This is a genomic window from Paenibacillus sp. MY03, assembly GCF_002165585.1.
GTDB lineage: Bacteria > Bacillota > Bacilli > Paenibacillales > Paenibacillaceae > Pristimantibacillus > Pristimantibacillus agaridevorans.
Genome location: NZ_MXQD01000016.1, coordinates 22,537 through 44,396, shown reverse-complemented (window position 1 = coordinate 44,396; position 21,860 = coordinate 22,537). Strand labels below are relative to the sequence as shown.

At 55.2% G+C, this 21,860-nt stretch carries 11 protein-coding genes; 8 read left to right on the top strand and 3 right to left on the bottom strand.

Annotation, left to right across the window (positions count from 1 at the left end):
- Positions 1-231: 231 nt before the first annotated feature.
- Together B1748_RS17175 and B1748_RS17170 are read left to right on the top strand one after the other, a co-directional pair.
- On the top strand, positions 232-1,905 hold the full coding sequence (locus B1748_RS17175; protein ID WP_087569166.1) for an NHL domain-containing protein: 1,674 nt from the start codon (positions 232-234) through the stop codon (positions 1,903-1,905).
- A 3-nt stretch (positions 1,906-1,908) separates the two neighbouring features.
- Complete coding sequence (locus B1748_RS17170) at positions 1,909-6,696, top strand: FecR domain-containing protein (RefSeq protein WP_087569165.1); 4,788 nt, start codon at positions 1,909-1,911, stop codon at positions 6,694-6,696.
- An 803-nt stretch (positions 6,697-7,499) separates the two neighbouring features.
- On the opposite strand, the gene B1748_RS17165 is transcribed toward B1748_RS17170, so the two are convergent.
- The 3 genes from B1748_RS17165 to B1748_RS17155 are packed head-to-tail and all read right to left on the bottom strand — an operon-like array spanning position 7,500 to position 10,759.
- Positions 7,500-7,874: a response regulator gene (locus B1748_RS17165; protein WP_087569164.1), complete on the bottom strand. Its 375-nt coding sequence runs from the start codon at positions 7,872-7,874 to the stop codon at positions 7,500-7,502.
- Positions 7,867-9,702: a hybrid sensor histidine kinase/response regulator gene (locus B1748_RS17160; RefSeq protein WP_087569163.1), complete on the bottom strand. Its 1,836-nt coding sequence runs from the start codon at positions 9,700-9,702 to the stop codon at positions 7,867-7,869. The genes B1748_RS17165 and B1748_RS17160 overlap by 8 nt, the downstream gene beginning before the upstream one ends.
- A gap of 4 nt (positions 9,703-9,706) precedes the next feature.
- Positions 9,707-10,759, bottom strand: a complete 1,053-nt coding sequence (locus B1748_RS17155) for an HD domain-containing phosphohydrolase (RefSeq protein WP_087569162.1) — start codon at positions 10,757-10,759, stop codon at positions 9,707-9,709.
- Between the two features lie 260 nt (positions 10,760-11,019).
- Here B1748_RS17155 and B1748_RS17150 point away from each other — a divergent pair, with 260 nt between their 5' ends.
- From B1748_RS17150 to B1748_RS17125, 6 genes are all read left to right on the top strand, one after another.
- The gene (locus B1748_RS17150; RefSeq protein WP_179215637.1) at positions 11,020-12,609 is read left to right on the top strand and encodes a sensor histidine kinase; all 1,590 of its coding nucleotides are present in this window, start codon (positions 11,020-11,022) and stop codon (positions 12,607-12,609) included.
- Positions 12,610-12,707: 98 nt separating this feature from the next.
- Complete coding sequence (locus tag B1748_RS17145) at positions 12,708-14,321, top strand: glycosyl hydrolase family 18 protein (protein WP_087569160.1); 1,614 nt, start codon at positions 12,708-12,710, stop codon at positions 14,319-14,321.
- A gap of 200 nt (positions 14,322-14,521) precedes the next feature.
- The gene (locus B1748_RS17140) at positions 14,522-15,526 is read left to right on the top strand and encodes an iron-hydroxamate ABC transporter substrate-binding protein (RefSeq protein ID WP_087569159.1); all 1,005 of its coding nucleotides are present in this window, start codon (positions 14,522-14,524) and stop codon (positions 15,524-15,526) included.
- A gap of 166 nt (positions 15,527-15,692) precedes the next feature.
- Positions 15,693-16,817 carry an alpha/beta hydrolase family protein gene (locus B1748_RS17135; RefSeq protein WP_087569158.1) on the top strand — a complete coding sequence of 375 codons (1,125 nt, stop codon included), beginning with the start codon at positions 15,693-15,695 and terminating at the stop codon, positions 16,815-16,817.
- Between the two features lie 186 nt (positions 16,818-17,003).
- Positions 17,004-19,340 (top strand): glycoside hydrolase family 95 protein, encoded by a 2,337-nt coding sequence (locus B1748_RS17130; protein WP_087569157.1) that lies wholly within the window; start codon positions 17,004-17,006, stop codon positions 19,338-19,340.
- A 192-nt stretch (positions 19,341-19,532) separates the two neighbouring features.
- The gene (locus B1748_RS17125) at positions 19,533-21,842 is read left to right on the top strand and encodes a helix-turn-helix domain-containing protein (RefSeq protein WP_087569156.1); all 2,310 of its coding nucleotides are present in this window, start codon (positions 19,533-19,535) and stop codon (positions 21,840-21,842) included.
- Positions 21,843-21,860: the final 18 nt, after the last annotated feature.

Sequence of the window (21,860 nt, the reverse complement as noted above, 5' to 3'; positions counted from 1 at the left end):
GAAGCTTCAATATTGTAATCGGGGTTACAGTCAGGGGTAACGCGTTGGTGGTATAATTCGGGAATGCTTAAAGATATTTTTCGAAAATAACGTCGAAATTTGTTGTACAATTAGGTCGTGTCTGAAAACCCGCTCAAGAGTATTCAGACACGCCCTAGATAGATGTCATCCTGTTTATTTCGCGATAGTTTTCATTAAGGATAGTAGATAAGAGTCTGGAGGTTGTGAGAAATGCATATGAGAGATAGGGCAGAGAACATTAGCCGTATGTCGCGAAAGTGGGGAACGGCGTTGCTTGGGGTCGCGCTGGCCTGGGGGCTGTCGACGGCTCCTGCTGCTGCGTCTGCGGCGGGACAGCAGCCGTTCGGCATTAAGGACGGAGTGCGAGGCGAGGAAGGGCAGCTGTTGCTTCAGGTCGGCACGTTGGCAGGCTCGGGAGAGCCGGGCGACGGGGACGCCGCTGCGGATATCGCTTCTTTGCGAGCCCCGCAAGGCGTGGCCGTGCTGCCGGACGGGACGGTATACATAGCCGACACGGACAACCATCAGATAAGGAAGTTGACGGGCGGCAAGATCAGCACCGCAGCCGGACTGAAATTTCTGACGAACGAGCTGTATCGGCCAATCGGGGGATATAACGATGGGCTCCCCGGAGAATCGGCTCTTAACGAGCCGGTCGGGCTGGCGGCGGATGCCTCTGGCAATCTGTATATTGCCGATGCCGGCAATCATGCGATCCGCAAGCTTTCGCCCGGAGGCCGTCTGACGACGCTGGCGGGCAACGGCGAGATCGGCGATGCGGACGGCCGCGGCAAGGATGCGGGTTTCTACTACCCGCAGGCGGTGGCCGTTGACGATCGCGGCAACGTATACGTCGCGGATTCGCTTAATCATCTCATTCGCCGCATCGCGCCGGACGGCAACGTAACGACGTTAAACGAGTCGCCGACAGCGGGACGCGAGATTATTCCGGGGCTCTTGGTTCAGAGCGGCGGCTATCGCGACGGCAAGCTGGCGCAGGCACTGTTTAACGAGCCTTCCGGCTTGGCGCTGGATGCCAAAGGCAATCTGTATGTCAGCGATACGGGCAATCAATTGATCCGTTATATCGATTTCGCGAGCAACACGGTATCCACGGTGGCCGGAGGCAAACCGGACGGCACGCCGGATTTCGAGGCGGGAAGTATCTATGCGACCGCAGGGTATGCAGACGGAGCGGCGGCCAATGCGCGCTTTAGCTTTCCGCGAGGTCTTGCGGTTACGCCAGAGGGCGGGCTGCTCATCGCCGACTCGTTGAATCACGCGATACGTTATTTATATGAAGGCAAAGTATCCACGATCGCGGGAGCGGGCGACTCGGTGCGCGGCTGGCTGGACGGCATCGAGAGCAGCCATGCTCTGCAGGCGCCTTCCGCGGTGGCGCTTGCTCCGGGCGGCGAGCTGCTGGCGGCGGACAGCTACAATAACCGCATTCGTTCCATATCGCTTCTTCGTCTGCCGGAGCGGCGGGAGGGCGATACGTCGGTACGGATCGTGACCGGCGCGGCAGCGGAGGAGCTCAAGACGCCTTCCAAACTGTTGGCCGGCAGAACATTCGCCCCGGTGCGGGCGGTCACCGAATCGCTTGGCTACGAGGTCGACTATAAGCCGGATACCCGCGAGGTGCTGCTGCGGAAGGGGCAACTGGATATCACGCTCCAGCTGGACAGCAAGGAAGCCGAGGTTCGCAGGAATGGCGGAGAAGCGGAGACGGTCATGCTGGATGCCGCTCCGTTCGTCCAGAACGGCGTCTCTTATATTCCGGTCCGCTATATTAGCGAATTGATAGAATTGGATGTGCAATGGCATGCCGCGTCGCGTACGGTCATCATTCGCAGTCCGATAACAGATGGAGAGGAGCTGTAGGTTATGCGTTTAAGCGAACGATCAGTCCATGCCGGCGTAAGGAATTCCTTTGGAAGGGGCGTCTCCTTTGTTGCAGTCGTCCTGTTTCTTACCTTGCTGGCGAGCGTGGCGCTGGCCCCGATAGGCGAGCGCGCTGCGGCGGCTTCTGTTCGCATTGCGAGCATCGTGTCCGTATCGGGCACCGTCGAGGTCAAGAAAGCAGGGGGCAAAAAATATTTTAAGGCGTACAAGGATATGCCGCTTAATGCCGGAGATCATCTGAAAACGGGCGATAAATCGAGCGTGACGATCAGGGTGCAGGATCGCTCGGACGAAGCGACGTTAGGCGGCGGCTCTTCGCTGTACATATCCGAGCTGCGCGATGCGAGCGGCAAGAAAAAATCCAATTTTACGCTGTGGACGGGCAGTATGTGGGTAAAGGCAAGCACGCTTGTCTCTACCGAGGATGAATTCGAGGTCGAGACGCCGACGGCGGTCATGGGCGTGCGCGGCACCAACCTGTTTGTGACGGTCGATCCGCTAACCGGAGAATCGATGTTCATGATCGCTTCGGGGGTCGGACAGGTATTCTCGAAAAACAACGGCAAGAATGACGATAGGCCGTCTACCATCTATCCGAGCCAGATGTTGAATACGTATTTCGACGAGAAGAAGCAGTCCGAGAAGGATGAGGTTGTATTCGTCAATCTGGAGCAGTTTGTGCAGGGTGCCGGACCCGGCGTCATTGAGGCGATTATCAGGAACAAGGCGGCGATCGACAAGGAGAATGAAGAGCTTCTGGAGCGATTGCGCCAAGGACTTGGCCCCAACAATAGTCTTGATCCGGACGGCTTAAATATTAAGTCGATTGAAGATCTGGAACGCTTCCGCCAAAATCTCGAACATTTTGTGGCGAACGCGGTTAAAGAAGCGATCAAGCAGAATAAGGTCGACGCGGACGCCATTCGGAAGCTGGTGGAGGAAGCCAATCGCAGCCTCGACAAAAAAATCGATCTCGACAATGCAAAGGAGCCCGTGCTGACGGACAAGGAGAAAGAACAGCAGCGTCTGGCCGAGCAATTGAAGCAGCAGCGGGATCGGTTAAAGCAGCAGCAGGAACAGGCTTTGGCGGAGCAGCAGAAGAAGCAGCAGGAACTGCTGGCCAAGCTGGCGGAGCAGGCGCGCCAAAAACAGGAGGCCAATCAAAAGATACTGGAGGAGCAGAAGAGGAAAGCGGAGGAAGAGTACCTCAAGAAACTGGAGGAAGAAAAGCTCAAAGCTTTCCTGGAGGCGAAGAAAAAGCTGGAGGAGGCGGCAGGCACGCCAACGCCAACACCAGCGACAACACCATCCGATCCTCCGAGCACTCCAGCGCCGACCCCTACGCCTCCGGTGCTTAATCAGCCGGGAGAGATAACGGGTCCGCTGGAGCAAGCGGTTAGCGGGAGTGCGGACGCCGTTTACGGACCTGTTGAAGGTTTAGTAACGGTTGAAGGCAATCTGACGATTGTCGGTGACGACACGGCGACCGGCGTCTATACGCTTCGCAATATGAGGATTGAGGGCAACTTGTCCGTCACGGTTCCGAACGGCAGCGTCGTGCTGCTGGATTCGGTCTCGGTAGTGGGCACAACGACGATTGTGGATGTGGCGTCGAACACCTTCGACAGTTCCGCGTTTCATGAAGGCGCCATCGAGGTACAGGACGGCAATGACGCTCGCGTTATTTTGCAGGGGGAGGCCAGCAACGGCACGGTTCGCATTACGGGCTCCGGAACGATCGTGCTCGAAGGCAGCTACAACGGAGATATCATTATTGAGGGGAATGCCGCATCGATTGTCCTGAAAGGACAATTTACAGGCACGGTGCAAGTCAATGTGCCGAATGTAACGATGACGGTAGATTCCACCGCCCTCTTTACCGGAACGTTAGCCATTAACGCAAACGAATTTTCGCTTAACGATACATCAAACAAAGTCGGTCATATCGTGCCGGGTCCAGGGGTTGAGGTAGCTCCGGGCATTCTGGACAATGCAAAGCTCAGCCGTCTGAACCATGCAGCGGATGCCGAGGCTGTCCTTGCCTTCCTTCAAGAAGAGGAATATGCGAGCGCGTATCTGTGGCATGCCGAGCAATTGCTGGCAAGGCGCAATAATCAGCAGGGCGGCGCCGGTTTCGCTACATGGGAGCTGGCGTCGGCAGCGATTGCCGAGGTGCTGGAGCTGAAAGAACCGGGCCCGGTGTTGGAGACGGGAGGCGAGCTTTATGTCGAGATGCCGATCCTGTCCTTCACTTTTGACGGAGAAAATCTGGACTATCAGGAATGGGCTGATCGAGTAGACGAGGTTCGTATTTACCATGAATCATCGACAGAAGGCGATCCGCTGCGCACGGTTGCCGTAAATGCGGTAGAAGGACAAGACTTCGGTCTGGCGACGCTCAACGCAGGTCGTCTTGAGCTGGACGGCTCCCTCTTTGAGGAAGCAGGCGCAGGTAGCTACACCTTGAGGCTGACAGCAAACGGACGATTCGAAGATGTCATCCATTCGTTTGTGCTGTCGCCTGCGGATTGGCTTAGCGGCGATATAGACCTGACTGGTGGGGAAGTTACGCAAGCAGTTAATGGCGCGGGTGACCGGACGTTCGGTCCATCATCCAGATTGCTGGAGGTACCGGGCAATCTGAATCTTGCCGGAGACGGCAGCGGAACCTATTGGTTACGTAATCTGTCCATTGCGGGGGACCTGGTTATTGATTTGCCAGCTGGCAGCGTCGTGCTGGAGGATTCGGTCACGGTAACGGGAAATACGTATATTGACGGCATTTCGGGAAATTTTGCGACAGGCGGCGGGGTTAGGCCATTGGTTGTAGTGACGGAGCCGGACGAGGATCCGCCGGGAGCGGCGGGCGCAGGCTTTGCCAGCTCCGCGCAGCATGACGGCATGATTGAATTGCGAGATTCCGACGGAGCTGCTATTCGTCTGGAAGAGGCGGCGAGCGCCGGCAGCTTGCAGATATCCGGCGGCGGCGAAGTGCTGTTGAGCGGCGTGTACCAAGAAGATGTAATTGTTACGGCGAACGCTGAGGCTGCTTCGCTGCGTATTGCCCCTGATGCCAAAGTGATGGCACGGCTTCAGATTAACGCCCCAGGAGTTGAACTGGATCTGCAGGGCGTATTGCTCGACATCGGACTTGGCGAGCTGCTGGAAGCGACATATTCGGTCCAAGTTGCGAAGGATCAAATTGAACGGATTAAGCAGGATATTATTGACGCGGGTAATAACTCTAATGAAAGCGACGATTTGTCCGAATTCAAGCAGGCGCTCGAAGCGGCGGGATTCGAGTTGGACCGTCAACTGTCGTATTTGTACTTACTGGAGGCCCATATTTTCGTTGACGGAGTGACCAATCTCGACTCCCTGCTGAACATCAGAGACTGGCTGAGGGACTGGAACGAGCTGCCGAACATTTCGCCCGACTTCGAGGAAGAGGCGCATCTCGCGATTGAGGATACGCCGTATGGGCAGCCATTGCGTTTTGTATATAGCGGTTTTATTCCTATGCCAGTACAAGGCAATGAAGGAGAGGGAGAGTGGCCGGAAGGTCCCGAGTCGTTCGATTGGCCGGATTGGTTCGAACAGGCCCGCGGCATTACGATCCGTCAGACGATCGGAGATGAAGTAATTGAGCGTTATTATCCGATCTATACCTCATTGTCATGCATTGCAATGCCGTATGGGTGTGAGGAAATGTCCAATTGGGACATGACCGCCTTCCATCCGGGAGAGGCTAGCGCAACCGTCCATGGGGGCTTCAAGTATGGGGAAGATTGGGAGAGCGGGGCCGTTGGATTATACGAAGACGTAGCGGATCTGTCCTTTACGATCGAAGAGCCTGTCCAGGCGGAGTGGAACGATAATTGGTATGTAACGCAATTCGTATACGGCAATGAGAACAAAATGTTAGGTCCAACCGATCCTGAGCAGCCGGTAACGGTAGGGTCCTTGACTATTCGGGGAAGCGGCAGCGGAACATACACTTTACAAAATGTCGACATTGCTGGAGAACTGACTGTCGATATCCCCAATGGCTCGTTAGTGTTGGGCGACGGCGTGCTCTTTGGCGGCGGGCAACAAGAAGGGACTCCAGAGATCGCAATTCTTGACGTAGGTTACGCCGCTAACGGAGGACTGATCTTGAACGGTTTGGCAGGCCCTGTCCGCATTAAAGTTGAAGATTCGAATGAAGCGAGACTGGAGCTGTGGCCGTCAACGACAGCGGAAGTGTCATATATAACCGTGGACGGACCGGGTGTCTTGAAATTGGCTGGAACTTACAGAACAGTTGATTTGTACAATCACACCCAAGGGAATGGCTATGAGGGGATGCCGCCTTCTTATCGGGATATCTACCTTTCCGAGGGAGCTGTCATTGAAAATATGAGCTTGTACAGCAATACAGGCCATATTCGTTTGTTTGACAACGGCGGAAAAGTATTAAGTCTATTTGCAGGCGGTGAGCCGTATGGCGGATACGACTCCTCCATCACGGTTTACAAGACCATGCTGGCCGAGATGCTAGAAAGTCTCAATCAAGCTCTGGACCCGGCTTTAGAAGCTCACCAATATAAACAGGTTCAACAAAAATTCGAGCGTGTACTGGCGTTCATAGGTATCACGCCGGCAGCAATCCTTCAATCCGGCGAGGGGATGTGGGGTTATCTGCGCACTTCGAATCAGAGCAAACCCTACACCAGCCTGACGCAAGCACTGAACACCCTGCAGTATTATCAAATCGACACAAACGTGTAATTCGTAGCGCATAAACGGGCTTCGCTGTCATAGTACGCGAACGCCACAGCAAATAAAACCGCCAGGGCGATTCGTCCGGCGGTTTTATTTACCACAATAGAATTTATAAGTTCCCGAGCTTGTCGGAAATCTGAGTGGAGCGCGAGTTCAGTCGTTGTCGCTACGGCGTGCGTACGTGTGCGATAGCGAGGGACGGAACTCAGAGCCCTTATTTCATCGTATGGAGGGGGAAAGGCAGGGCTTACGGAACTCAGAGACTTTATTGGTTGATGACAAGGGAGATGGAGCGCGATTCGGTTGGAATAAGCACGCTCAGTTCCGCAAGGTTACCCGAAACCGTTGATTTGGCGAGAATAACGTCGCTCAGTTCCGCACACCTGTTTAGTTTGGTCAATAAGCCCGTATTGTTCACTCTTTGTTGCATAGGGCTTTGCAAAGCTTAAGGCCGCTCATCTCCAAGAGGCCCACCGTATATCGTATCGGAAAAAAGAGGGGAAATCTCCCTTTAATCTGGAAAATCGGAAAATCGCCTCCGCTTAGAGGGGAAACAGCCCTTTAATCGGGGTGGTTCGACCCGAAAACAGTGATTCGGCCAGAATTAGAGATAGGGTTTCCCTCTAAAAAGCAAGCAAGGGCGGAGACGAGGGTATTAGAGGGAGTTTTTCCTCTTATTCGAGAGGCCGAACAGACAGGGTGACGACGTTGCTTCTTTCTGGCGCTAGCGCACAAAAAGGACCGTCAGGATGATCTATCCTGACGGTTTTTCTTAATTGCGGCGCATGGGCCTTGAAGCCCGCGAACGTCTAAGCCCGCGAAGAAGAAAGCAGCGCCTCGATCTTGCCAAGCAGCCGCATCCATTCCACCGGCTTGGTATCAAAGTCGTCGCAGCCTGCCTCGAAGGCTCGGGTACGGTCGCTCGTCATGGCATGGGCCGTAAGCGCGATGACGGGGATGTTCCTTGTGCCGGGATCTGACTTGAGCGCGCGAGTGGCATCCCAGCCGTCCATGACCGGCAGGCTGAGGTCCATCAGGATGAGGTCCGGCTGGATCGCCGAAGCAAGCTCGACGCCTTGCCGGCCGTCAACAGCCATGTCAACGGTAAAACCTTTGCGGATGAGCCGGCGCGACAGCATATCCCGGTTCATCTCGTTGTCCTCCACAAGGAGAATTCTAGCCATCCTCCACAACCCCCTTTACAGACCCGCCGGATAGCTCAATGAGTCTTCGAATTTCGGTCAACAGCGATTCGCGCTCCAATTGACTCTTGCTGAGTATGTTTTTGGCATAGCCGCTTAGCCGCTCGCGATCCTCATCTGTAATCGACTTGGCCGTAACGACCACGACCGGGATGTCCCGCCATGCGTCGTGCTGCCGCAGCACCGTCAAAAATTCGAACCCGTCCATTTCGGGCATCATGAGATCAAGCAGAATGAGATGCGGCGCATCCTGCTCCAGCAGGCTAAGCGCATGATGGCCGTTATCGGCCTGGATCACGTTATAGCCTTCCTTGCTTAACATCTTTGTCATCATGTCGGAGGTGATCGCGTCGTCTTCTATGACCAGCACCGAATGGGACTGTCGTTCCTGCACATACTTCTCGATAATACCGATGAGCCGATCCCTCTGTACGGGCTTCGTTACGTATTCCGCGGCACCCATGGCGTAAGCGAGTCGCTGCTCGTCCATCATTGAAATCATGACGACGGGAATATGCGCCAGTTCGGGATCGTTTTTGAGCATGGTGAGCACGTTCCAGCCATCAACGCCAGGCATAAGCACATCCAGCGAAATGACATCAGGCTTCAGCTGTTTAGCCAGACGCAAGCCTTCCCGGCCGGATTGAGCAAGCGTAACGGTCCATTCCTCCTGACCGAGATAACGCTGCATTAATCCGAGCATTGCGGGATCGTCGTCGATGACGAGGACGGTGCCGACTCCATTGGCAGCGACGAGATTCGTTAAGCCGGAGCCCTCATCGCTAGTCTCACTGGCATATCCAGCCGGAACCTCCGGTTGGGGTATAGTCAGCATGGAAATATCCGACGCCAAAGACACCCCGGCCGTTGACTCGCCATTACTTTGCAGAGGCAGCCAGACCTTAAACGTCGAACCCTCTCCGAGCTCGCTTTCGACGGAGATTTTGCCCCCCAGCATGGTGCACAAATTTTGGCTGATGGCAAGTCCCAGCCCCGTTCCGCCGAATTTGCGGGTCGTGGAGGCATCGGCCTGCTTAAACGCAAGGAATACGCTTTCCGCTTGCTCCGGAGTCATGCCAATCCCGTTGTCTTGCACCCGGAAGGCTATGCCAGGCACGTCAAGCTCCTGCTCGCTGGCGAGGGATAAGGTAACCGTGCCGTCCGATGTGAATTTGGCAGCGTTGCTGAGCAGGTTGAGCAAAATTTGCTTCAGCTTGGTCGCGTCCGAGCGGATCGAATCCGGACAATCGTCCAGCCCCTCCAGCAGCAAATGGTTGCGGTTGGCCGCCATCAGAGGATCCACGGTCGCAACCAGTTCGGCGATGAGAGAATGAAGGTCGACGGTTTCGAGATAAAGCTCTACTTTGCCGGCCTCAATCTTGGATAGGTCCAATATGCTATTAATCAGCGTGAGCAAATGCTGCCCCGCTTTATGTATTTTGTGCAGATCGTCCGAGAAGGCGGCTTCTCCCATTTCTTCGGCTTCTTCCCCCAGCATCTCGCTGTAGCCGATGATGGCGTTAAGCGGCGTACGAAGCTCGTGGCTCATGTTGGCGAGGAACTGGCTTTTGATCTTGTTCGCTTCGACGGCTGCATCGCGCGCTTGGGACAACTCCATCGTTCGCTCTTGAACGAGCACTTCCAGCTGTTCGTTCAATTGATGAAGCTCCTGGTTGAGATCATGGATCGCGTGCGACTTCTCCTCCGAGATCCGCTCGGCTTCCTGCCGTGCTTGCCGCTCGAGCTCCAGCTCTTTGCGGAGTACATCTATCTCATTCCTATTATCGCTAACCCCGTTCCGTTCTTTCATCCACCTAATCCCCCCTGGCAATATTAAACGGCGCTTCGCTTCCGATGATGTCAAGGAATACTTCAACCACGCGCGGATCAAAATGCTGCCCGGACTGCGCTATAATTTCCGAGATGGCTTCCTCTCTTGTCCATGCCCGTTTGTACGGTCGCTCATGCGTGAGGGCGTCGTAGAAGTCGGCGATTGCCACGATTCGCCCGTAGAGCGGAATGTCCTCGCCGCTTAATCCGTTTGGATAGCCGCTTCCGTTCCACTTTTCATGGTGCGTTAATGCGATCGTGCCGGCTGCCTGAAGAACGGGGAAGACGCTCCCTTGCAGGATGCTGGATCCAATATCGGCATGCTCCTTCATCCTGGCGAACTCCTCGGAAGTGAAGCGGCCGGGTTTAAGCAGAATATCATCCGGAATGCCGATCTTGCCAATGTCATGGAGCGGCGCGGCCCTGCCGATCAGTGCAGCTTCATCGGGAGAAAGTCCCAGCCCCAGAGCGATACGAGCCGACAAGTCTCCGACCCGTTTCGTATGCTGGCCCGTCTCATCGTCGCGGTACTCCGCCGTCCGGCCAAGCACGTCGAGAATTTCCGCTTGAGCGAGCTCGAGCTCACGTGTTCGCTCACGTACGCGTTGCTCCAAATCCTGGTTTCGCTCTTGCAGCTTCAGATGATAGAAACGTGTGGCCAGGAAGTTCTGAATGCGCAGCACAACTTCCGTCCGATCAAACGGCTTGGAGATGAAGTCGTTCGCACCCTCATGCAACGCCCGTTTCTTCGCCTCGGGCGTCACGTCGGCTGTCAGTACCAGAATAGGCAAATATTCGCCTTCGTTCCAGTTACGCAGACATCGAATAGCGGTAAAACCGTCCATCTCCGGCATATGAAGATCGAGCAGCACGATATCAGGGCGGTGCTCCCGATACAAGGCCTCCAGTTGCAGCGGATTTGTAGTTGTCACGAGATTTGTATATCCCGCACGAGTCAGAATGCGGTGCAGCAGGCTGATATTGAATTCTTGATCGTCTACGATCAGGAATTTGGCATTTTGCTTCCACTCGTCCATGGTAGGCCTCATTTGCTTATGTAATAGGGGAATGGAGAGGATTCCCGTCTGTCCATCCTAATCTTGCCATTCTCTCACTATTATAAATGTAAATTCGATATTTTACGACCAGATTCTTGTGCTTTCGACATAGGTTAAAAGTCATGACAAGCGATATAGAGGATGACCTGTGGAACTTTAGGAGGAAATAATTCGCTCTGTGTCGAATGAGAGTAAGGATTTATCTGCCAGGGATACTAGGAACGGGAAGAGGGAACTCGATGCAACACCATAACCACGGCACTTACGACATGCTGCTTGTGTTGTTCTCCTATATAGTAGCGATCGCGGCTTCCTATACCGTGCTGGATTTGGTCAATAGGATCAGTACAACGTTCGGACCGCGAAGATGGCTGTGGCTGTCGTTCGGCGCGTGTGCGATGGGCAGCGGGATCTGGTCGATGCACTTTGTCGGCATGCTGGCGTTCTCGCTGCCGGTTCCGATCGCCTACCATATGCCTACCGTAGTGTTGTCGGTCATCGTCGCAATCGCGGCATCGTTTGTTGCTCTGCATATTGTGGGACGGACACAGCCCGGGATCAAGCGTATCGTGTCGGGCGGCGTGCTGCTGGCGGCGGGCATCGTCGCCATGCATTATATCGGCATGGAAGCCATGCTGATTGATATTGTGTACGAGCCGTTGTACGTCGGATTGTCGGTGTTGATCGCGCTGATCGCGGCGATTACGGCGCTGTGGCTTTCGTTTTATTTTCGGAGGGAAGGGACGCAGAATCGCGAGTATTGGTTCAAAAAAGTCGGCAGCGGCATGATTATGGGAGCAGCGGTCGCCGGCATGCATTATGTGGGCATGGTCGCTGCGTCGTTCCCGCTGGACGGGATGAGCGGGCGCGAGAGCTCCGGCCTTGTTCTCGATCAGAAGTGGCTGGCGTATTTCATTGCGGGCGGCACGTTGTTTACGTTGGGGCTTTCATTAATCGGGATCTTCATCTCCAACAAGTTCACCTATAAGGATTCGGAGATCGAGGACAAGTCGGCGGAGATCCTCAAGATGAATGAGGAGCTGCGCGAGCTTAACGACCATCTGGAGAGCCTGGTCAAGGAGCGGACGATGGAGCTGTCGCATGCACGGGACGAAGCGATCCAAGCCAATCAGATCAAAAGCCAATTTCTGGCCAATATGAGCCATGAGCTGCGGACGCCGTTAAACGCTATTATTGGTTATAGCGAGATGCTGAAGGAAGAAGCAGACGAGATGGGAGCGGAAACGTTCGTTGACGATCTCGACAAGATTCGGAAAGCAGGCACCCATCTGCTGATGCTGATTAATGATATTTTGGATATTTCCAAGATTGAAGCGGGCAAGGTCGAGATGTATTACGAGAAGGTAGAGATCGGGGATCTGATGCAGGAAGTGGCGGCGACGATCCAGCCGCTTATCGAGAACAACGGCAATGTGCTTGAGACGGTCGCCGCGAGTGGCGAATTCGAGACGGACATTACGAAGCTGCGTCAAATTTTGCTTAATCTGCTCAGCAACGCAGGCAAGTTCACGCGTAAGGGCAACGTAAGATTCGAGGTTTGTTCGGAGAAATCGGACGGACAGGCGGGATTTGCCTTTATCATCGCCGATTCCGGGATCGGCATGAGCGAGGAGCAGCAGAAGAAGCTGTTCCAGCCATTTACGCAAGCCGACGCCTCGACGACCCGCAAGTACGGCGGCACGGGCCTCGGCCTCGCCATCAGCCATCGTTACCTTGCCATGATGGGCGGACACGTTACGGTAACCAGCGAGCCGGGCAAGGGCAGCACGTTTAAGTGTTGGGTGCCGGCAAGCACACAGAAATCATAGGGGTGCGAAACCATGTGTAAGAGCAACTATCCGCCTCCAATCAGCGTCTAACCTCTTGGTGGCTTCTCTATGAAGCCGCCGGGGAGGAGATACTGGAAATGAAATTGAGAGTAACGCTGTTGTTAACGATGATAGCGATGATGTTATTCGCGAGCCCCGCAATGGCCTACGATGTCCAACTGAAGCCGTTTAAAGACGAAGAGAACGACTACGCGTTGGATCCGATCTATACGTTGGCTGCGCTGGGCGTCATTAACGGTTACGAGGATTTGACATACAGGCCAAGAATGGATTTGTCGCGGGAGGCATTTGTGAAGCTGCTCGTTGTAGCAGAGCAAGTCGAAAGCGGACAGCCAATCGGGAGTATACCCGCGGATGTGGCCAAGGACCGTTGGTCCGCGTCTTATATTGCCGCCGCATTCGATAGAGCCTGGCTTGAGAGCTTGCTAGATTCCGAGGGACGATTTCTTCCGTCCCAAACCATTACTAGACAAGAGGTCGCGATGCTGATCGGCGTGTCGCAGCTGGAGAAGCTTCCTATTGAGCAAAGAGAGGCATGGCTGTCGTCGGAATGGATGAAGGAACGGGATACCCGTGCATTTAAAGACGTTGCGTCCATTGATGCCGATATGCAGCCCTATGTCTATTACGCGTCGCGTCTGGGAATTATGGAAGGCGACTCTGCCGGTTTTAAGCCGAAGGAGCCGCTCATTCGCAAGCAGGCCGCGGCGGTCATTTATCGCTTGCTGGACAGCCGGATCGCAGGGCAGAAAATCGATTTTACGGGCTATTACGCGATAGAATCTTATCCGGCCCTCGGACATATGGACAAGCTGTCGAACGTCATTTTGGGCTGGTCCAGCTTGCAGTATGACGGGGCTGGCTTGGCCAAGCTGAACACCGCTTCGGGGGATTATAAAGTGCCGAACGGCTTCGGAGAAGTAGTGGAGGCGGCCGGTAAAGCGGGAGCGTCGAAGGAATTAATGGTATTCTACGCAGGCTCGGATCTCAAGGACTTCCTGAAGGACGAACCGGCGAGAGGAGCGTTTATCGATTCCTTGTTAGCGACTTTAAGTAATCCGGCCTACTCCTTCACCGGCGTTCAAATTGACTTCGAAGGGTTAAGAGAAGCGGGAAGCGCGGCGGATTTTACGTCATTTTTGAAGGAATTGAAGGAGCAATTAGGCACGTTAACCTTGTCGGTCGCAGTTCCGCCGATTCATTATTATAGCGGTTACGATCTGGGGGCGATCGGCAAGCTGGCGGATACGGTGGTGCTGATGGCGTACGACTTTACACACGCTGAGAGCAAGCTGCCATCGGCGCCGCTTCCGCTGGTCAATGACACGGTCGTGACGGCGCTGAAGGCAATACCGAAGGAAAAGCTGGTGCTGGGCGTGTCCAAGCAGGCCAATCAGTGGATTACGGCGCCAAATGGCGTTACCGGACCCGTGTACAAGCCGAGGATCGCGGATGTTGAAAAACGGCTCGCCATGCCTGGCGTGAAGACGACCTGGTCTACGCCGCACTTGCTAAAGAAAGCGGAATTTACGGATGAGCGGGGCAGTCATTTGGTCTATTACGAGGACGCGCAAAGCATCTCCAAAAAGATATGGCTCGCCAAGTACTACGGGCTGAAGGGCGTATCGTTGTGGCATATGGGCAATTACACGGCGGCTGATTGGGCGCTGGTCGGCCAACATGCAAACTAGATGATCACCGAAACAAAGGCAGTAACGGCTTGCTCGTAAACGGGCAGGCTGTTTTTGCGTCCGCCAGCCTTGCTCAAAAGAAAGTTTGTATAACTATGAAAAGAATGTTTGACAACGATAATGATAATTGTTATCATTAATAAGCTCGGATAGGAGACGAATACATACCGAGACATGTTTAACGAAGGGGAATTTGCAACATGAACGTTAGAAAAACAAAACGATCAACAAGTACACTAGCCGGGATTCTATTGCTCTCCTTGCTGCTGGCGGCATGCGGCTCGGCGAATAACGATAACGGGGCGGATACCGGCGCAGAGCCGACCGCAACAAATACAGCAACAAATGCGCCAACAGCTTCGGATCAACCGACAGAGTTCAAGCTGACGGACGGATTAGGGCATGAGGTAACCATTCCTGTCGAGCCTAAACGCATCATCGCCTCTTACCTGGAAGACTACCTTGTCGCGCTGGACGTGAAGCCCGTAGCGCAGTGGTCAGTTACAAGAGGAACGCAAGCTTACTTGCAAGAGTATCTGGCCGACATTCCTGCTATACCGTTCGATCTCCCTTACGAAGCCGTGTTGTCGTTCGATCCGGATCTGATCATTACGGGGATGGCGAGCACGGTGGAAGGCGGCAAATACGAACAATACTCGCAGATCGCTCCAACCTTCACGCTGGGCGACGAAGTAAATGGCGACTGGCGCCAAGCGCTGCTGAAAGTCGGCGAAGTGCTGGGCAAGACGGAGCAGGCGAAGCAAGTGCTCGCCGATTATGAGACGAAGGCGGCGGAGGCCAAAGCAACAATCCAGAGCAAGGCGGCAGGCCAGTCCGCGGCAGCACTGTGGCTGACAGGGAACAACTTCTTCGTGGTGAGCGACACGCAATCCAGCGGAGCCGTTCTGTATGGGGAGCTTGGCTTGGAAGTGCCGGCCACGGTAAAAGAGATTGCCGACGCATCGGAGTTCAGTTGGAACTCGATTTCGCTAGAGAAGCTGGCGCAGCTTGACGCGGACCATATCTTCCTTATTAATAGCGACGGCGACGGTGCCGAGGCGCTGAAGGATCCGGTATGGCAGGGTATTCCGGCCGTGAAAAACGGCAACATTCACGAATTCGGAGCCGACACGAGCTGGTTGTACACGGGGCCGATCGCGAACAACCAGATGATCGACCATATTCTGGAAAGTATTGTGAAGTAGGGGAATCTCCCGCTATAGCACCAAAACGACAGAATGTCGCCCTTTACGGTAGGGGCGGCATCCTGTCGTTTTTTAACATTCACTCTAAATTGGATCGATATTTACTGAAGGGCTGGCATCTACGGAGCTTCCTTGGTACCATGTGCATGATGAGGAGGGATTAATCATGGACAATAGATTAGCGACTTTGCCTGATTTATTGGTGTGCAATGATGGCAATCAAGTGACAACCGCAGCAGATTGGATACGGAAAAGGCGCCCAGAGATTTTGGAGCTATTTCGGACCCATGTGTATGGCAGAGAGCCTCAGCCACTATCGGTAAGATTTCATGTGGCAGAGGAAAAAGATTATATGGGAGGCAAAGCCACCCGCAAGAAAGTGGATATTACGTTTACAGGTTCGTACGGCAAGGGCGTCATTCCTCTGCTGTTATTTGTGCCAAACGCCATCGAGACCGATAAGCCGGCACCTGTATTTCTGCTGATCAACAATAGAGATAATGATTATTTGGACCTCGATCAAGAGGAACAGGATGAGTTTTGGCCTGCGAAGGCTATTGTTGACAGAGGGTATGCGGCAGCCGTATTCCATGTGAAGGATGTGGACCCGGATGAGCATGATGGCTTTCGCAATGGCGTTCATGGCATCTTCGAAGCACCGGGTACGCCGGATGCGCCGCGTCCTTCCGATGCATGGGGAACAATTGCGGCATGGGCTTGGGGAGCCAGCCGGGTTATGGATTACCTGGTCACGGATACGGATCTCGATGCGAATCGGGTTGCTGTGGTCGGTCATTCCAGAGGCGGGAAAACTGCTCTATGGGCTGGCGCGTTGGATGAAAGATTCGCCATGATCGTAAGCAATAATTCCGGCAGCACGGGCGCCGCTATTTCCAGAGGGAAAACAGGAGAAACGATTTATCATATTAATACACGATTCCCCCATTGGTTTGCGGAAAATTACAAAACATATAATGACAGAGAGAATGAGCTTCCGGTAGATCAGCACATGCTGCTCTCATTAATCGCTCCTCGCTGTGTTTATATATCCAGTGCAACAGAAGATACTTGGGCAGATCCGCGGTCCGAATTTCTTTCCTTGAAGCTTGCCGAGCCGGCGTATCAATTATTAAGCGCTGCAGGGCTTGGCACGCATTCATTCCCGCAGCCGGAGACGCCGATACACGGCGAGAAGCTTGGTTATCATCTGCGTACAGGCGAACATGACTTGAAGGAATACGACTGGCATTGCTTTATGGATTTTGCGGATAAAAATAGAAAAGCGAATTGAAATTTCCGCCAGGGCGACATTGTGGGATGTGAAGGCTGGATGCCACGCCCCGCAAGGGATTTCAGTCGAACAGGTGGAGAATCGTACCATTGGAACCGGAATTGTACCTTTACGGGAAGGAGTCATTCTCGGTACCATTTTTCTTGTGGAAAGCGCTAACATAGAGTATAGACAGGATGGTGCGATATGGGAGACATGAAGCTGCAATATACGAGTCCTGCCGCCGGTTGGCAGCAGGGATTGCCGATAGGGAACGGAAGACTGGGAGCCGTCATTCAAGGCGGTGCGGATAAGGAAATCTGGAGCCTGACGGAGGCCACATACTGGTCGGGCCGTGCCGAGGAGCCGCAGAGCGCGACAGGGGGAAAGGCGACTCTGGCCGAAATGCGCGAACGGTTTTTCGCGGGAGACTATGAGGCCGGCGAACGTCTGGCAAGAGCGACGCTGGAGCCGTCGAAAGGCAACTTCGGGACGCATCTGACGCTGGCGGATTTGGAGATTCTGTTCGATGAGGGGGGAGGGGCGGATGGTTTCTCCAGGGAACTGGATTTGGAGAAGGCCATCGTTTCTCATGCCTACAGCCGTAACGGAACGCCCTGCAGACGCGAGGCTTTCGCCACGCATGCCGCCGATGTTCTTGTCACGCGCCTCACGACGGATGAGACGGGCGGGTTGTTGTTCCGGCTTGCTTTGAGCGGTCGGACGCCTTTGTTCTCGATCGGCGCCGACGCCGCGGGATATATCCGCTTTCGCAGCCAAGCGACGGAGGATATTCATAGCGACGGCACCTGCGGCGTCTTCGCCAGCGGCATCGTGCATGTGGCGGCGAAGGGAGGCGCGATTGCCTGCGAGGGTAACGGGCTTCGCATCGAGGGCGCCGGCGAGGCCATTATTTATGTGGCTGTTTCGACCGACTACGGGAAGACGGATTCCGATTGGGAAGCCGAAAGCATGCAAGCGATAGAGCTTGCAGCAGGTCAAAGCTATGAGGCGCTGAGAGCGGAGCATATTGCGGATTACGGCAAGTTGTTCGCGCGGGTAAGCCTGGACCTCGGCGAAGGCGATAGCGGCCGATCCGCGCTGCCGACTGACGAGCGGCTTCGCTTGCTTCGGAGCGGGGAGGGAGACGACCCTGCTCTATATGCTCTGTTTTATCAGTATGGACGGTACTTGACCATCGCGGGGTCACGCGAAAATTCGCCGCTGCCGCTGAACCTGCAGGGGTTATGGAATGACGGCGAGGCGAATCGGATGGCGTGGAGTTGCGATTATCATCTCGACGTAAATACGGAGATGAATTATTATCCGACGGAGGCAGCGAATCTGGCGGAATGCCAAGTGCCGTTGACGAGGTTCGTGGCGAAGCTGGCCGAGGCGGGACGTTCGTCGGCGCAAACCTTCTATGGCAGCGAGGGCTGGGTCGCGCATGTGTTCACGAATGCATGGGGTTTCTCTTCGCCGGGCTGGGGATTGAACTGGGGCATGAATGTCACGGGCGGCCTGTGGATTGCGATGCAGCTAAAGGAGCATTACGAGTTCGGACTCGACCGGGTATTTCTGAAAGAGACGGCGTACCCGGTTTTAAAGGAAGCGGCGCTGTTTTTCCTGGACTATATGGTCGTGCACCCGGAGCATGGCTGGCTTGTCACAGGGCCGTCCAATTCGCCGGAGAACAGCTTCTATCCAAACGGGCGGACGGAAGGTCCGGAATACGCGCTGTCCATGGGGGCAACAATGGATATGATGCTGGTTCGGGATTTGTTCGACTTTTGCGTGAATGCATCCGCGACGCTTGCGGTTGACGAGGAGCTGCGGGCGAGACTGAAGTCGGCTATGGAGCAACTCCCTCCGTTGCAGGTTGGCAGCAATGGGCAGTTGCGGGAGTGGCTGGAGGACTTCGGCGAAGCGCAGCCGGATCATCGCCATCTGTCGCATTTGTACGGATTGTACCCGGGGGCGCAAATTACGCCGCAAGGGACGCCGGAGCTGAGCGAAGCGGCAAGGACGACGCTGCAACGCCGAATGGGACGCGAAGGGCTCGAGGACGTGGAGTTTACGCTCGCTCAGTTCGCGGCCAGCTTCGCAAGGCTCGGCGATGGCGATAGCGCGCATAAGCAGCTGACGTACCTGATCGGCCAGCTGTGCTTCGATAATCTGCTTACGTATTCCAAGCCCGGAATCGCGGGGGCGGAGACCCAAATATTCGTGGCCGACGGCAACTTCGGCGGCACGTCGGCGATCGGCGAGATGCTGCTCCAAAGCCATGCCGGCGCCATCGAGCTGCTGCCAGCGCTGCCTGTCAATTGGCCATCGGGCAAGGCGGAAGGACTTCGCGCCAGAGGGAATACGATCGTAAACATGCGCTGGGAGGAAGGACGTTTGGCGGAGGCGACAATCCGGCCGGGCGCAAGCGGCACGCTGGTTGTCTGCTCGGGCGGACGGACGGCGACGCTGGAAGTGGAGACGGATCGCGCGTATAAGCTGGACGGCGAGCTTCAAGCAACAATGTTGCGGCGGATGTAGGGTAAGACGGTCTTCGTTAGAAGAAACGTCAGCGTGGGAAAGCAACTGTTGCCGACACGACAGTTGCTTTTCTTTTGCCCGAGGGGGCGGGATAGGAGATAATGGGAGAAGCCGGCCGGAGGCTTGCGGGAAATCCGCCAATCGGTTATGATAGCGCTCTCAAGTACATGGTCATCGGGAGGGGGAGTCGTCTTGCCAAGGTATTCCAGAGTATTCAGGAGGTTCCTTGTATCCTATCTCATCATCCTGATCATACCTAGCATCGCGGGATATATGTCGTATCAGACGGCCATTAGCGTCACGGAATCCGTCTCCATCGAGAACGGCGTGACGCAGCTGCAAAAAAGCAAAGAGTTGCTGGAGCGCCGAATGGCCGAGGTGGAGGGGTTCACGCGGCAGCTTGCCATCAACCAGGATCTCGGAATTCTGATGAACGAGAACGGCACGGGCAGCCAATCCAACGTATACGGCATCTGGAAGATGATGAAGGACGTCCTGACGTTCGGACAGACGAACGACTTTTTGAAGCAATTCTACGTGTACTTAAGCAATTACGACGTCGTGTTGACGCCGGGCTCGGCTTACTTCCGCCCGGAGCATTATTATGAAAACTACCATTACCCCGGCATGCCGTTCGAGGAGTGGAAAAGCGGCGTGCTGGAAACGACCCACCGCAGCGAAATTATGGCGCTTCGGCCGTTCATGGAGAACAAGACCGAAACTTCGGTTGTAACCTATATGCAGTCGCTTCCTCTGGACAGCTTCAGCGGAGCTTCGCCGGCGGTTGTCGTCGTCCTGATCGATCAGAAGATGATCACCGACCCGCTGTCCGGCCTTACGGATCGTTACGGGGGCTGGATCCATATCGCTGACGGAAACGGGCATACGGTGGGACTGCGCGGGGCGGACGAGGAGCAGGTAACTGCGCTCGCCAAGGACAGGGACTTCGATGGCGGGAAGCTGAGCCAATTTTATGAAGACGACCTCGTCATTACGATCAAGTCGGATACGACGGGCTGGGTGTACCGCGCGGGTATTCCGAAGGCTGCGCTGATGGAGAGCGCCAACCAAATTAAATTCATCTCCTGGACGGTGACAGGCATCGCCTTGTTCGTCGGCCTCATCGTTGGTCTGCTGCTGTCGTACCGGAACAGCGCGCCCATCATTCGCATTATCGGCGTGATGAAGGAGCAGTTCGGACCGGGGCAGGAGGAAGGGGCCCACCGCAACGAGTTCGACTTCCTGCACGGCAATATCGCGCAAATGCTGACGCAGCACAAGCGGCTGGAGTCGGAGGTCATCCGTCAGGCGCCTCTCGTGCGCGATGCGTTTTTCAAGCGGCTGCTTGCGGGCGAATTCCAGACGCGCGACGAGATTATCGCCGCGGCCGTCCAGTCGAACGCGGGGCTCACCGGCGACGTCGGGTATGTCGGCATTTTGCAGGTTAACGGCTACCCGTTGCTCGACAACGTCGAGGTGCTGAACGAGCTTAACGCCGCCAGGCTGATCCTGAAGCAGGCGCTTATCGACTCCGGCAGCTCCGTCCGCATGACTGACACGGGCTCGGATAAGATCGTCTTCCTGTTCGCGTTCCCGGATCTGGAGGGGGCGTCGGGCCTCGGCAAGGAGGAGGTGACAAAGACGCTGGAGAGCGTGTCCCGTCGTGCGTTCGAGGAGCTCCGCATCTCCGTAACGGTCGTGCTGGGCGGGCTGTTCCAGACGATTACGGAGGTGAGCCAATCCTACGAGCAAGCCAAGGGAACGCTGGATGTGGCCGTTCACCAGAACCGCAAGGAGCTGACCTGGTTTGAGGATACGCGGCATGAGAGCGCGACCTACCATTATCCGCTGGAGCTGGAGCTTCGCCTGATCGGCACGGTGCGCGCCGGAGAGTTGGATGAGGCCAGGCGCATCCTGGCTTCTATCGTGTCCCAGAATACGGATCAGCGGGAGCTTTCTTACGAGATGAAGGGGCAACTGGCAGGAGAGATGAAAGGTACGTTCCTGAAGCTGCTTGACCAAAAGGTATTTATGGAGGCCGAATCGTTCGAAGAGACGAAGAACCGGATTATTGCCATTCAGCCTTCCGAGCCGCTGGAGGTTATACAGGAGGAGCTGGACGGCGTCATGGAGACGCTGTGCGAAGTGGTGCGCAGCCGGAAAAACGACAGCCATATGCGCACGATCGAGGCGATTAAGGCGTATGTCCAATCGGCCTACGGCGATTCCGCGCTGACGTTATACCGGGTTGCAGAGCAAGTGGAACGGCCGGAGAAATACATTTCGCAGCTATTCAAGGAAGTGACCGGCGTCAATTTGTCGGATTATCTGGAGAACGTTAGAATGGAGCATGCATCGATATTACTGAAGCACGAGGCATTGACCGTCGACGAGATCGCCGCGAAGGTAGGCTACAACAGCTCGCATTCGTTCCGCAGGGCGTTCAAGCGCGTGACGGGCGTGTCGCCGAGCGTGTTCAGACAATCCGCATTGGACGGTTAGGGGGAGAGTGGCGTGAGA

What these genes read in the sequence shown, in the direction of transcription:
- B1748_RS17175 (WP_087569166.1), top strand. Translation starts at nt 232, where the DNA reads ATGCATATGAGAGATAGGGCAGAGAACATTAGCCGTATGTCGCGAAAG.
- B1748_RS17170 (WP_087569165.1), top strand. Translation starts at nt 1,909, where the DNA reads ATGCGTTTAAGCGAACGATCAGTCCATGCCGGCGTAAGGAATTCCTTT.
- B1748_RS17165 (WP_087569164.1), bottom strand. Translation starts at nt 7,874, where the DNA reads ATGGCTAGAATTCTCCTTGTGGAGGACAACGAGATGAACCGGGATATG.
- B1748_RS17160 (WP_087569163.1), bottom strand. Translation starts at nt 9,702, where the DNA reads ATGAAAGAACGGAACGGGGTTAGCGATAATAGGAATGAGATAGATGTA.
- B1748_RS17155 (WP_087569162.1), bottom strand. Translation starts at nt 10,759, where the DNA reads ATGGACGAGTGGAAGCAAAATGCCAAATTCCTGATCGTAGACGATCAA.
- B1748_RS17150 (WP_179215637.1), top strand. Translation starts at nt 11,020, where the DNA reads ATGCAACACCATAACCACGGCACTTACGACATGCTGCTTGTGTTGTTC.
- B1748_RS17145 (WP_087569160.1), top strand. Translation starts at nt 12,708, where the DNA reads ATGAAATTGAGAGTAACGCTGTTGTTAACGATGATAGCGATGATGTTA.
- B1748_RS17140 (WP_087569159.1), top strand. Translation starts at nt 14,522, where the DNA reads ATGAACGTTAGAAAAACAAAACGATCAACAAGTACACTAGCCGGGATT.
- B1748_RS17135 (WP_087569158.1), top strand. Translation starts at nt 15,693, where the DNA reads ATGGACAATAGATTAGCGACTTTGCCTGATTTATTGGTGTGCAATGAT.
- B1748_RS17130 (WP_087569157.1), top strand. Translation starts at nt 17,004, where the DNA reads ATGGGAGACATGAAGCTGCAATATACGAGTCCTGCCGCCGGTTGGCAG.